The organism is Nocardia sp. SYP-A9097 (assembly GCF_009649815.1).
In the GTDB taxonomy this organism is placed as follows: Bacteria; Actinomycetota; Actinomycetes; order Mycobacteriales; family Mycobacteriaceae; genus Nocardia.
Map to the genome: position 1 here is coordinate 489,804 of NZ_WJIC01000001.1, position 13,523 is coordinate 503,326.

General features: G+C 65.0%; 10 protein-coding genes. 4 read left to right on the forward strand and 6 right to left on the reverse strand.

Going from position 1 to position 13,523, the window contains the following annotated elements:
- Nucleotides 1-39: 39 nt before the first annotated feature.
- From gyrA to dnaA, 6 genes are all read right to left on the reverse strand, one after another.
- Nucleotides 40-2,553: a DNA gyrase subunit A gene (gene gyrA, locus GFY24_RS02235; protein WP_153803225.1), complete on the reverse strand. Its 2,514-nt coding sequence runs from the start codon at nucleotides 2,551-2,553 to the stop codon at nucleotides 40-42.
- 84 nt (nucleotides 2,554-2,637) lie between these two features.
- Nucleotides 2,638-4,677: a DNA topoisomerase (ATP-hydrolyzing) subunit B gene (gene gyrB, locus GFY24_RS02240; RefSeq protein WP_153803226.1), complete on the reverse strand. Its 2,040-nt coding sequence runs from the start codon at nucleotides 4,675-4,677 to the stop codon at nucleotides 2,638-2,640.
- Nucleotides 4,678-5,119: 442 nt separating this feature from the next.
- The gene (locus tag GFY24_RS02245; RefSeq protein WP_153803227.1) at nucleotides 5,120-5,716 is read right to left on the reverse strand and encodes a DUF721 family protein; all 597 of its coding nucleotides are present in this window, start codon (nucleotides 5,714-5,716) and stop codon (nucleotides 5,120-5,122) included.
- 166 nt (nucleotides 5,717-5,882) lie between these two features.
- On the reverse strand, nucleotides 5,883-7,055 hold the full coding sequence (recF, locus tag GFY24_RS02250) for a DNA replication/repair protein RecF (RefSeq protein ID WP_153803228.1): 1,173 nt from the start codon (nucleotides 7,053-7,055) through the stop codon (nucleotides 5,883-5,885).
- A 169-nt stretch (nucleotides 7,056-7,224) separates the two neighbouring features.
- The gene (dnaN, locus tag GFY24_RS02255) at nucleotides 7,225-8,394 is read right to left on the reverse strand and encodes a DNA polymerase III subunit beta (RefSeq protein ID WP_153803229.1); all 1,170 of its coding nucleotides are present in this window, start codon (nucleotides 8,392-8,394) and stop codon (nucleotides 7,225-7,227) included.
- A gap of 760 nt (nucleotides 8,395-9,154) precedes the next feature.
- Nucleotides 9,155-11,008 (reverse strand): chromosomal replication initiator protein DnaA, encoded by a 1,854-nt coding sequence (gene dnaA, locus GFY24_RS02260; RefSeq protein WP_309230338.1) that lies wholly within the window; start codon nucleotides 11,006-11,008, stop codon nucleotides 9,155-9,157.
- Between the two features lie 517 nt (nucleotides 11,009-11,525).
- On the opposite strand from dnaA, the gene rpmH reads away from it, so the two are divergent.
- The 4 genes from rpmH to yidC are packed head-to-tail and all read left to right on the forward strand — an operon-like array spanning nucleotide 11,526 to nucleotide 13,515.
- Nucleotides 11,526-11,669, forward strand: coding sequence for a 50S ribosomal protein L34 (gene rpmH, locus GFY24_RS02265; protein WP_083898281.1), 144 nt, complete (start codon nucleotides 11,526-11,528; stop codon nucleotides 11,667-11,669).
- Nucleotides 11,670-11,682: 13 nt separating this feature from the next.
- A complete protein-coding gene (gene rnpA / locus GFY24_RS02270; RefSeq protein ID WP_309230340.1) occupies nucleotides 11,683-12,102 on the forward strand; it encodes a ribonuclease P protein component in 420 nt (139 codons plus the stop codon).
- Entirely contained in the window at nucleotides 12,099-12,422 is a 324-nt protein-coding gene (gene yidD, locus GFY24_RS02275; RefSeq protein ID WP_153803232.1) for a membrane protein insertion efficiency factor YidD, read from the forward strand. The genes rnpA and yidD overlap by 4 nt, the downstream gene beginning before the upstream one ends.
- 4 nt (nucleotides 12,423-12,426) lie before the next feature.
- Entirely contained in the window at nucleotides 12,427-13,515 is a 1,089-nt protein-coding gene (yidC, locus tag GFY24_RS02280; protein ID WP_309230341.1) for a membrane protein insertase YidC, read from the forward strand.
- The last annotated feature ends 8 nt before the right edge of the window (nucleotides 13,516-13,523 follow it).

The following is a 13,523-nucleotide window of genomic DNA, read 5'->3' on the forward strand; positions in this document are numbered from 1 at the left end:
AATCCTTCGATCCGTTGTGCCGCCGCTGCTGGGGTGAAACTACTGCTTCGCCGAACCGCTGGTGTCATCTTCGGCAACCTGGTCGGGCTCGTCCGCGTTACGCGCGATCGCGAGCAACGTATCGCCTTCGCCGAGGTTCATCAATCGCACACCCTTGGTCTGGCGTCCGGCCTTGCGAACCTGATTGGCCGCTGTCCGGATAACACCGCCGCCGGATGTGATGGCGTACAGCTCATCATCGTCATTGACGATGAGCGCTCCGACCAGACTGCCACGTTTCACGTCGTATTGGATTGTCAATACGCCCTTTCCGCCACGACCCTGCGCGGTGTACTCCTCGATCGCCGTGCGCTTGGAGTATCCGCCGGCCGTCGCGACGAGCAGGTAGGTCTGGTCGCCCTCGCGAACCACATTGAGCGACAACAGTTCATCGGTGGTGTTGAACCGCATGCCCTGCACGCCGGAGGTGGCGCGGCCCATCGGGCGCAGCACCTCGTCATTGGCGGAGAAACGGATCGACTGACCGTGCGCCGAGACCAGCAGCAGATCGTCATCCGCGGAACACAGTGCGGCGCCGACCAATTCGTCGGTATCGCGCAGGTTGACCGCGACGATGCCGCCGGTGCGGTTGGAGTCGAAATCGGTCAGGCGGGACTTCTTCACCAGACCGTTGCGGGTGGCCAGGACCAGGTACGGGGCATCCTCGTAGGTCTTGAGCTGAATGACCTGCGCGATCTTCTCGTCCGGCTGGAACGCCAGCAGGTTGGCCACGTGCTGGCCGCGCGCGGTACGCATGGCCTCGGGCAACTCGTACGCCTTGGCCCGGTACACCCGGCCTTTGTTGGTGAAGAACAGCAGCCAGTCGTGCGTGGAGCTGATGAAGAAGTGCCGGACGATGTCGTCCTGCTTGAGACCCGCGCCCTGCACGCCCTTGCCGCCGCGCTTCTGCGAGCGGTACAGGTCGGTCTTGGTGCGCTTGGCGTAACCGGTCTCGGTGATGGTGACGACGACGTCCTCGCGGGCGATCAGGTCCTCGTCCTGCACATCGCCGTCGGCCGCGATGATCTTGGTGCGGCGATCGTCGCCATACTTGTCGACGATCTCGGTGAGCTCGTCGCGCACGATCGCGCGCTGCCGCTCCGGCTTCTCCAGAATGTCCTTCAGATCGGCGATCTCGAGCTCGATCTTCGCCAATTCGTCGATCAGCTTCTGACGCTCGAGAGCCGACAGACGACGCAACTGCATATCGAGGATCGCGGTCGCCTGGACCTCGTCGATCTCCAGCAGCTGCATCAGGCCGGTGCGCGCGGTATCGGTATCGGCCGAACGGCGGATCAACGCGATCACCGCGTCCAGCTGATCCAGCGCCTTCACCAAACCGCGCAGGATGTGGGCCCGCTCCTCGGCCTTGCGCAGCAGGTACCTGGTGCGCCGGACGATCACGTCCAACTGGTGATTCACGTACAGCCGGATCATCTGATCCAGGCGCAGCGTGCGCGGCACCCCGTCCACGATCGAGAGCATGTTCGCGCCGAACGAGGTCTGCAGCTGGGTGTGCTTGTAGAGGTTGTTCAGCACCACCTTGGCGATCGCGTCACGCTTGACCGTGACCACGATGCGCATACCGACACGGTCCGAGGACTCGTCGTGGATGTCGGCGACACCCGCGATCTTGCCGTCCTTCACCTGCTCGGCAATGGCATTCACGAAATTGTCGGTATTGACCTGGAACGGCAGTTCGGTGATGACGATCGTGGTGCGCCCGCGGGCGTCCTCCTCGATCTCCACCACGCCGCGCATGCGGATGGAACCGCGACCGGTGCGGTACGCGTCATTGATGCCCTGGGTGCCGACGATCAGGCCCGAGGTCGGGAAGTCCGGGCCCTTCACCCGCTCCATGCAGGCTTCCAGGGTGGCTTCCTCATCCGCGAGGTGATTGTCCAGGGCCCAGAAGATGGCCTGGGCCAGCTCGGTCAGATTGTGCGGCGGGATATTGGTCGCCATACCGACGGCAATACCGTTGGAGCCGTTCATCAACAGCGCCGGCACACGCGCCGGGAGCACGGTCGGCTCCTGCGTCTTACCGTCGTAGTTCGGCGTGAAATCGACCGTCTCGTGGTCGATCTCGCGCAGCATCTCCATCGCCAGGGGGGTCAGGCGGCACTCGGTGTAACGCATGGCGGCCGCGCCGTCATTACCGCGTGAACCGAAGTTGCCCTGACCGTCGACCAGCGGATACCGCAGCGACCACGGCTGCGCCATACGCACGAGGGTGTCGTAGATGGCCGTGTCACCGTGCGGGTGGTAGTTACCCATGGTGTCGGCGACCGGGCGCGCGGACTTCACATAGCTGCGGTCCGGGCGGTAACCGTTGTCGTACATCGCGTACAGGATCCGGCGGTGCACCGGCTTCATACCGTCGCGTACCTCGGGCAGCGCGCGCCCGACGATGACGCTCATGGCGTAGTCGATGTAGGAGTTCTGCATCTCCTGCTGGATATCGACCGGCTCGATGCGGTCGCCGCCCGACGGCGGAAGCTCAGTTTCAGTCATGAATTGGTCTCCGTAGGAAGTCTTTTGGGAGGGTGCTCGACGCAGGAGGGGGTTGGGGGATTCGAACCCCCGACCCCCGGCTCACTACACGTCGAGGAACCGAACGTCCTTGGCATTGCGAGTGATGAAGCTGCGGCGAGCCTCGACGTCCTCACCCATGAGGATGGAGAACAGCTCGTCCGCGGCCGCGGCGTCATCGAGGGTGACCAGGCGCAGCACGCGCACGCTCGGATCCATGGTGGTTTCCCACAGCTCCTTCGGGTTCATCTCACCGAGACCCTTGTAGCGCTGGATGCCGTCGTCCTTGTTGATCTTCTTGCCCGAGGCCATACCGCGCTCCAGCAGACCGTCGCGCTCGCGGTCGGAGTAGGCGAACTCCGGCTCGGTGCGCTGCCACTTGAGCTTGTACAGCGGCGGCTGCGCGAGGTACACGTGCCCCTGCTCGACCAGCGGCCGCATGAAGCGGAACAGCAGGGTGAGCAGCAGGGTCGAGATGTGCTGGCCGTCCACGTCGGCGTCGGCCATCAGCACGATCTTGTGATAACGCAGCTTGGCGATATCGAACTCGTCGTGGATACCGGTGCCGAAGGCGGTGATGATCGCCTGGACCTCGTTGTTCTTGAGCACCTTGTCGATTCGCGACTTCTCGACATTGATGATCTTGCCGCGCAACGGCAGGATCGCCTGGTACATCGAGTCGCGGCCGGACTTGGCCGAACCACCGGCGGAGTCGCCCTCCACGATGTAGATCTCGGACTTCACCGGATCCTTGGAGCGGCAGTCGGCCAGCTTGCCCGGCAGACCACCGAGGTCGGTGGCGGACTTGCGGCGCACCAACTCTCGCGCCTTACGCGCGGCCACCCGGGCCTGCGCCGACGAAACCGCCTTCGTGACAATGGTCTTCGCATCGGCCGGGTTCGCCTCGAACCAGTGCGCGAGGTGCTCGTTGCAGGTGCGCTGCACGAACGACTTGACCTCGGTATTGCCGAGCTTGGTCTTGGTCTGACCCTCGAACTGCGGATCCGCGATCTTCACCGAGACGATCGCGGCCAGGCCCTCACGGATGTCGTCACCGGTGAGGTTGCCTTCCTTCTCCTTGAGAAGCTTCTTGTCCTTCGCGTACTTGTTCACCACCGTGGTGAGCGCCGCACGGAAGCCCTCTTCGTGCGTACCACCCTCATGGGTGTTGATGGTGTTGGCGAAGGTGTGCACGGACTCGGAGTAACCCGAGTTCCACTGCATGGCGACCTCGAGCTCATGCCCGGGGCCCTTGCCGGTGAACCCCACCACCGAATTGTGGATCGGCGACTTGGTGCGGTTGATGTGCTTGACGAAGTCCTCGAGCCCACCCGGGTAGTGGTAGGTGCGGGTCTTCACCTTCGGCGCGGCGGCCGGGGCGTTCTCGTCGAGATGCTTGGGCGCCTCGGCGGTATCGCTGACCACCTCGTCGGTGATGTCGGTGTCCGCCACCCGCTGATCGGTCAGGGTGATGGTGAGTCCCTTGTTCAGGAACGCCATCTCCTGCAGGCGGCGCGCGACCGTCTCGAAGTTGTAGACGGTGGTCTCGAAGATATTCGGATCCGACCAGAACCGGATGGTGGTACCGGTGCGCTTGGTCGCCTCACCCTGCACCAGCTTGCCCGGCTTGGAATCCTTGTACTCCTGGGTCCAGTGGTAGCCGTCGACATCGATATCCGCTTCCAAGCGGGTGGACAGCGCGTTCACCACCGAGATACCGACGCCGTGCAGACCGCCGGAAACGGCGTACGCGTCGGAGTCGAACTTGCCGCCCGCGTGCAGCTGGGTCATGACCACCTCGATGGTGGGCACCCCCTGCGCGTGCATGGCGACCGGGATGCCACGGCCGTCGTCGACGACCTCCACACCGCCGTCGGCCAGCAGGGTCACATCGACGCGGCTGGCATAACCGGCCATCGCCTCGTCGACCGAGTTGTCCACAACTTCCCAGATCAGGTGATGCAGACCGCGCTCGCCGGTGGAGCCGATGTACATACCGGGACGTTTGCGGACCGCTTCCAGGCCCTCGAGGACAGTGATGGAGTCGGCACCGTAGCTGGGGTTGCCCGACTTGGGCTGGGTCGAGCCGTCTGCGTTGGAGTCCATGGCAGCCACTGGTCGGTAGCTCTCCTTACTTGCTGATCCTCCGGGCGCCGGACGGGGAGCACACGCTGGGCCCCAGGGCATGTCTGCTCGAGGGTTACGGGTCCACGCGCGAGCTGTCGCCGAACGCGCCGGGAGGTATCGCCGCTAGTTACTCCACCATCCTACTGGTACGACCGACACAGAATGCACCTATGACACCCCTGAGTGGCTCATACGTGCGTGAAATCGACCAGCAATATGTCCGGTCATGGGTGACGGGGGTTCGGAGACCTTCAGCGGGCGATGGCAGTGCGGCGTCGGGAGAGTTTGCGACAGGGTTCGCCTCGATCGAGATCCGCGGACCGCCGGCCCGGTACGCGGGACCCGCGATTTTCCGCCACGTTCCACGTGAAACGATCACCTGACCAGCGGAGCAGTCTCGCGCACAAGCGTTTTCGGGTGTCTATCCGTAGGTGTCGCGCGGGCCGCGACCCTTGATATGCCGCTCCCCCTTGCGCCAACTCGGAGCCGTCGGGCCATTGATTCGCAACTGTTTGACCACCCCGTGACCCACCGCGGCCGCGATTTTCGCCAGCATCTGCGACTGGAACATGCGCAGCTGCGTCGCCCACGCGGTCGACTCCGCCTGCACGCTCAGCACACCGTTCTCCAGCGAGACCGGCTGCGCGTGCGAGGCGATGTCCTCCCCCACCACCTTCGCCCACTGACCGAACACCATGCCCTCGGCCACCTTGCCGGACCAGCCACGCCCCTTGGCCAGCTTGCCGGTCAACGCGCCCAGCAATTGCGGATCGCGCTCATCGGGACCCGAACCGGACCAGCCACGACGGCGACCACGCAGCGCCCGCACCCCACCCGTACGCGGCGACGCCCGGCCCTGACCCACGGACTTACCGGCCGCACGCGCGGCGGCCCGCGCCTCCTCGAGGGCACGACGTGCGAGATCCACACCGCGCAACTCGGATTCCGGACCTGCCGAACCGGATTCCCCCGCCGCGGCGGGACGCGCGGGATCGTGTGCTTGCGGCTGTTCGGCCATTCACAAGTCCCTTCGTCCGCGTGTGAGCATTCCCGAGGATTCTGCCGCATGCCGCCGACGGCCACGCCATGGCCAGCGGTGATGTCGCACTCGCGCCATCGACCGGGGTGAAGCGTGCTTGGGGAGAAACCTGGGGAATTGGGGATAACTCCTGGATGGACCCGGTCTACTCCGCGATGCGGGAGGTGCGGCTGTCGGCTGCGCCGCTGGTCTCGACTCGCATGGGCGCGGCCTCGAGTTCGGCGGGGACGTCCTCGGGCACCGCTGCGGTGATGAGGACCTGTTCGGCTTCGGCCGCTACCGCCGCCAGTGCGGTGCGGCGGCGGCGATCCAATTCGGCGAACACGTCATCGAGGATGAGTACCGGATCGGTGCCCGCCGTGCGCAGCAGTTCGAACGCGCCCAGGCGCAAAGCCAGTGCGAAGGACCAGGATTCGCCGTGACTGGCGAAACCCTTCGCGGGCGCGGAACCCAGCATCAGATCCAGATCGTCGCGGTGCGGGCCGACCAGGCAGACCCCGCGCTCGAGCTCCTTCTGCCGCGCATTCGCCAACTCGCGCAACAGGATCGCCTCCAGATCGGCGTCGTCGTCGAGCTGTGGAGTACGCGCCGGATCGAGCAATTCCGGTGGCAGATAACCACTTCGGTACACGATGGAGGCCGGCCGCGACTCCGGCGCAATCGATCCATAGGCCTGTGCGAGATGTGGATAAAGTTCGTGCACCAGTCGCAGTCGTTGCGCCAGCAGCACCGCGCCGTGCGCGGCGAGATGCCCGTCCCACACATCGAGGGTGCTCAACTCCGCCCCGCGCCCACCCGAACGGGCCAGTCGCCCAGCGGTTTTCAACAGCGCCGAGCGCTGCCGCAGCACCTTGTCGTAATCCGCGCGCACACCCGCCAGGCGCGGCAGTCGCGCGGTACCGAGCTCATCGAGGAAGCGCCTGCGCTCGGACGGATCCCCGCGCACCAGCGACAGATCCTCCGGCGCGAACAACACCGTCTGCAGAATCCCCAGGATCTCGCGCGGCCGCCGCACCGGCGAGCGATTGATCTGCGCGCGATTGGCGACGCCCTGATTGAGCTCCATATCCACGCGCAACTCACGGCCGGTATTCACCACCGTCGCACCGATACGAGCCTTCTGCGCGCCGATCCGGATCAGCGGGGCATCGGCGGAGACCCGATGCGAGCCGAGGGTGGACAGATACCCCACGGCCTCGATCAGATTCGTCTTGCCATTGCCGTTGGACCCGAGGAAAACCGTTCGGCCGGGCGGTAATTCGAGCTCGGCGGCTTCCCAGGACCGGAAATCGCGCAGCGACAGGGTGCGCACATACATCCGGCTAGCCCACCCTGCCCTTCGACCTGGGGAAAACATTCGTAGAACTGGGGATGCCCCAGCCCGTGCAGCGAAAAAACCCGGCGGCGGGGGATGAAACCCCAACGCGCACCGAGTTTTTCACAGCTTTGTCAACACTGTGCACAGTGTTTCGCCGACCTGTGCTTGATCAGCCCGGCAGGCGCACCGGCATCAGCAGGTAGATGTAGCTGCTGGCCAGCGCCGCGAACGCACCCGAATCCAGCTGTGCCGGATCCTCTTCCGGTGCGGGCACGAATACGGCCGGACGGCTGGGGGTGGTGAAACCGAAGGTCACCTTGTCGGTGCGCAGCGCGCCCAGACCGTCCACCAGGTAGCCCGGGTTGAAGGCGATGGTCAGCGGCTCACCCCGGAAGTCGGCCTCCAGCCACTCCTCGGCGCGACCGGCATCGTCACCACCGGCCGAGAGCAGCAGGCCCTCTTCGGAGAACTCCATCCGCACCTGGGCGCCGCGCTCGGCCACCAGGGCAACACGTTTGATGGCCTCGACCAGTGCGCTCACCGAGAGCGTGGCGATGGAGGTGTGCTCCTTGGGGAGCAACTGACGGAACTTGGGGAATTCGGCATCGAGCAGGCGCGTGGTGGTGCGGCGGCCGCCGTTCACAATGCCCAGCAGGCCGTCGGAACCGGTACCGAATGCCAGCTGCACTGGCTTGTCGGAGGAGCCGAGCGTCTTACCGGCCTCGGACAGCGTGCGAGCCGGGACCAGCACCGCGGTCTCCACATCGGCGCGACCCGGATTCCACTCCAGCTCACGCACGGCGAGACGGAAGCGGTCGGTGGCGGCCAGCACGACCTTGGGGCCCTCGATCTCCACTCGGATACCGGTGAGCATGGGGAGGGTGTCATCGCGGCCCGCGGCGACGGCGACCTGGCCGACCGCCTCGGAGAACAGATCCACCGCGAGCTCACCGGTTTGGGGAGGAAGTTCGGGAAGCTGGGGATAATCCTCGACCGGCATGGTCGGCAGCGAGAACTTCGCACTGCCGCAGGCGATCAGGACGCGCGTGCCGTCGAGGGACACATCGATCGGCTTGTTGGAGAGTGCTTTGGTGATATCGGCCAGCAGGCGGCCGGAGACCAGCACCTGCCCGGGCCCGGCGACCTCGGCGGCCACGCGCATCTGCGCGGAGACCTCGTAGTCGAAGCCGGACACGGTAAGACCATCTTCGTCGGCCACGAGGAGCACACCGCCGAGCACAGGCACCGGAGGCCGCGACGGCAGGCTGCGGGCCACCCAGGCTACGGATTCGGCGAAGTCCTCGCGAGCGACCCGAAACTTCATGCTTGCAAGCTCCATCGCCCGGTCTGTTCCTCTCCCAAGTCTCGATCAAGTAGTGATCTGCGAATTCGTCAGGGGCTTCCCCCTGGAACCCATGCAGTCTCGCACAGGCGGCCGACATCAAACCGTACCCGCGATCTGCGCGCGCCGGGCCGGAGGGGTCCTAGGAGTCCGGGGTGCCCGTTCTTCTCCAGGCGTCCCTGTGCACGAGCCGGGAACCGATCCGAGCGAACCGTTCACTCCCAGGCCGACTTTCCACACACCTGTTTTAGAAGAGAAATCTAATTAGAGAGAAATGAAGTAGTAGTAGGCGGTGTGGAATCTGTGGACTTCCCCCCTTTCCGCAGGTCCGAGGGTGCGGCGGCGTGTGGATGTCTCGAGGGTGTCTCGAGGATGAACGGCCGATGGCTGTGGAGTCACACCCAGTTTCCACATCCATCCTCGAGTCATCCTCGAGTTGCTCCCCGGTTTCCGGGCTACCTGCGCACATGGGGGCGAATCGGTGGACAACTCGGAGTTTCCTCGAGGACTCCCATGGGACTCCTCGAGGAATCCACAGGGCATAACTTCCATCACCCCAGGTCAGACCTCGAGGATGAATCCACCTGTGGGAACTGTGGACTACCGGTTGTGCACGCCTGTTAGTAGCGGCCTGTGGGTAAACCGGTGCACAACTCGAGGATTCCACAGAGTTTCCTCGAGGACTCCTCGAGGAATCCACAACCCCGAAAACACAAGACCCCCACGTCAACCGACGTGGGGGCCTGTTAGCTGTGGATCAGCGGGAACGCTGTTTAATTCGGGCTGTGAGTTCTTGAACCTGGTCGTACACCCGCCTGCGCTCGGTCATCTCCTTGCGCACTTTCTTGTCGGCGTACATGACCGTCGTGTGGTCGCGGCCGAAGGCCTGACCGATCTTGGGCAGGGATAGGTCGGTCAGTTCGCGGCACAGGTACATGGCGATCTGCCGGGCCTGCGCCAGCGGCCGGGCCTTACCCGGACCGGTCAGTTCTTCCAGGGTGGTGTTGAAGTACTCCGCGGTCACGGCCATGATCGTGGACGCCGTGATCTCCATGGTGGCGGCATCGGGCATGAGATCCCGCAGCACCACCTCGGCCAATGACAGGTCCAGGGGCTGCCCGTTGAGCGAGGCGAACGCCGTCACCCGGATCAGCGCACCCTCCAGCTCGCGGATATTGCGCTCCACCCGGCTGGCGATGAGTTCCAGCACGTCGTGCGGCACATCCAGGCGATCCATCCGGGCCTTCTTGCGCAGGATCGCGATTCGCGTCTCCAGCTCCGGCGGCTGCACATCGGTGATGAGGCCCCATTCGAAGCGGGTGCGCAGCCGCTCCTCCAGGGTGGCCAGCTGCTTGGGCGGCCGGTCCGAGGAGACCACGATCTGCTTGTTCGCGTTGTGCAGGGTGTTGAAGGTGTGGAAGAACTCTTCCTGGATACCTTCCTTGCCCTCGATGAACTGGATGTCGTCCACCAGCAGGATGTCGGTCTCGCGGTAGCGGCGCTTGAACGCGACCTTGCGGTCGTCACGCAGCGAGTTGATGAAGTCGTTGGTGAATTCCTCGGTGGAGACGTACTTCACCCGCATGCCCGGGAACAGCCGCTGGGCGTAGTGCCCGGCCGCGTGCAGCAGGTGCGTCTTGCCCAAACCCGAAGCGCCCCAAACGAATAGCGGATTGTAGGCGCGCGCCGGGGCCTCCGCGATGGCGACCGCGGCCGCGTGCGCGAACCGGTTGGACGCGCCGATGACGAAGGTCTCGAAGGTGTACTTGGCGTTCAGGCTGTTCGCCGAGGACGGCTGTGGAGTCTCCCGCTCGGGCGACTTGTTGAAGTAGGTCGGCCACGAATTGCGCGCGTTCACGACCGGCTCGTCCTGGTGATGGTCCTCGTCCACGGGACGGCGGGCCTGCTGGACGGGCATGGGAGCGGGTTCGGGCTCGGAGAATTGCGTGGGCGGTTCGGGCGAGAACAGTGACTCCTGGCCGGGCGGCATGGCCGGCGGCCGGTGGTTCTCCCGGCGGCGCGGCTGTTGCTGCGGCTCCGGCGCGGGGACCGGCAACTCTTCGGCCATCTGTGGCTGACCGAATTCCACCGGTGGATAAGATTCGCGCTCGCCGTACTCGGCGGGGTAGTCCTGTGCAGGGGCGTAGCGGGGCTGTGGATACTCCGGCTGTGCCTGGTAGTGGGGTTGCTGACGCTCCACCGGGGCCGGTGGCGGGGGTGCGGGCTGGTAGCTCATCGGCGCGTGATCGGGCTCACGCGGGCGTTCCGGGCGGGAGGTCATCCGGGCGTGCCGGGGCGCGTTGGGTGAGCGATCCACAGGCGAATTCTGCTGTGCCCTTATCCGCACGCCGAGGCCCTCGACCTGAAGTCCACGCCTGGCCAGCGAGCGCAGGATCGGCTCGCGCAGATCGCGCTCCACCACCTCCTGGGCCATGGTTCCGGGCACCGAGAGCAGGGCGAATCCCTGCGCGAAGGTGATCGGTTCGATGATGCCGAGCCAGGCTTTGTGCGCCTTGCTGACCGGCTGGATCTCCCCGTCCGCGGATCCGCTCGCGAGTTCGGCGATCACCTCGGGCCAGACAGCTGTCAGCACATTCTGCTCGTCGTCCACGAACGTAGTCCTCCCCGGAGCAAGGTCGATTGGAGCAGACGGGCGGCGACTGCTCGATTCCCCCAGGTAACCGGGCGTCGACGAGCTCCGTCAGCCCCACGAATATGCCACTCCAAGGGTGTTTCCACACAATTATCCACAGATGTGGACAACCTGGGGATGCGCGTCGCATCCCGTCGAATCCCCCGAATCGGGCGTAGACCTGCGGTTCTTCAGCTATCAGCTGGCAACTGCACGCTAGGCCGCTCCAATGCCTCGATGGACCGTACATGAACCGGGGCCACCCAGTCGAACCGCCTGGAAGCGGCCCAAAGCCCGGTCTTTACCCCGAGTTTGACCCTCGTCCAGCAGATCAGTACCCTTCTACAGTCACCCTATGGTGCGGTGGCGGCTGTGTGCTGCCCGTGCCGACAAGGGTATTTGCGCCGATGGATCTCAGATTCGCCGGATGGCAGACCGTTTCACCGACAAAGCTTCGGGCGTCAACCGACGCCCACCACCTAGAGGAGTGTTGACCGTGGCCAAGGGCAAGCGGACGTTCCAGCCGAACAACCGTCGTCGGGCGCGCGTCCACGGCTTCCGTCTCCGGATGCGTACCCGTGCGGGTCGCGCCATCGTTTCGGCGCGCCGTGGCAAGGGCCGCAAGTCTCTGACGGCCTGATTCGAGATCGTCGGTGCTGCCTGAGCCGTATCGGCTGCATCGACGTACCGACTTTTCCCGGACGGTGCGCCAAGGCCGGCGGATCGGGAGACGGGATCTCGTTGTGCACGTACTGCTACACGACGATCAGTCGAGCGGACCGGAACCATCCATCAGGGTGGGCGGTCCGCGTTTCGGCTTGATCGTCAGCAAGGCGGTGGGTAACGCGGTGGTACGCCACCGGGTGGCCCGCCGCCTGCGTCATATCTGTGCGAGCGTCGCGGCGGATCTGCCCGACAGCACGGATGTGGTTCTGCGCGCTCTGCCGGGCGCGGCGACAGCCTGCTCCGTCGATCTCGAAAAACAGATCCGGGGCGGTTTGCGCAAACTCGGCACCCTCAGCGAATCCGGCCCGGCCGGTGGCGAATCGGGAACAGCTGGCAGCGACTCATGAACGTCCTGCGCGCCGCTGCCCGTTTACCGGCCAAAGCTCTGATATTCCTCATCGAGCTGTATCGGACCTACGTCTCCCCCACGCGCATGCCCGTCTGCCGCTTCACTCCCAGCTGTAGTGAGTACGCGGTGACGGCGCTGCGCACGCGCGGTCTGTTCGTCGGACTCGCACTGGCAGCCGTGCGCATAGCGAAATGCGCGCCCTGGCACCCTGGTGGGTGGGACCCCGTACCGGAACGTTCGCGTCACCGGCACGCGGCAGCAGCCAATGAAGGGTCACCGTCCGCGGTGACCGGCGATACGAACGACGGGAGTACATAACGCCGTGCTCGATTTCATCTATTACCCGGTGTCGGCCATCCTCTGGTTCTGGCATCGCGTCTTCGGGTGGGCGCTGGGCGACGACAGTGGTTTCGCCTGGGCGCTGGCCGTGGTGTTCCTGGTGTTCACGTTGCGGTTGGTGCTGTACAAGCCGTTCGTGAAGCAGGTCCGCACGACGAAACAGATGCAGGAACTGCAGCCGCAGATCAAGGAACTGCAGAAGAAGTACAAGAACGATCGTCAGCAGATGACGGTCGAGATGCAGAAACTGCAGAAGGAACACGGCTTCAATCCGCTCATGGGCTGTCTGCCCGTGCTGCTGCAGGTGCCGGTGTTCCTGGGTCTGTTCCATGTGCTGCGCTCGTTCAACCGGACCGGTACCGGTATCGGTCAGCTCGGTATGACCCCGTACGACAACGCGCACACCGCGAACTACATCTTCAGCGCGGGTGACGTCCAGTCCTTCCTCACCGCACGCCTTTTCGGTGCCCCGCTGTCGGGCTACATCACCGAGACGAACACCGTGCTGCAGTCCTTCGCCGAGTACGGCGGCGTGCCGAGCAAGGTCGCCATCATCGCCGTCTCGGTACCGCTGATGATCATCGCGGGCCTGGCGACGCACTTCAACGCGCGCGCCTCGGTGGAGCGGCAGAGCGAGGCGGCCGCCGCCAACCCGCAGGCCGCCATGATGAACAAGCTGGCGCTGTACGTGTTCCCGCTGGGCGTGCTCGTCGGTGGTCCGTTCCTGCCGATCGCCATCCTCATCTACTGGGTCTCCAACAACATCTGGACCTACGCGCAGCAGCACCTCGTCTTCGGTCGTATGGAGAAGGAAGACCAGGAGAAGAAGGACGCCGCCCTGGAGCGTCGCGTGCAGAACGCACCGAAGCCGGGCGCGAAGCCTGTCGATACGCGTAAGAAGCCCGTTGTCGATGCCCCGTCGCCGGCCGACACCAATGGTGTGGATATGGCCAAGAACGATGCGCCGCAGGCCAATCAGAACGGCTCCGCCAAGTCGGGTCAGGCCAAGCAGGGCCAGGCCAAGAAGCGGTCCGGCAATCGTGGGCGCGCCAACCAGAAGCGGCGCCGCTGATCTTCTCG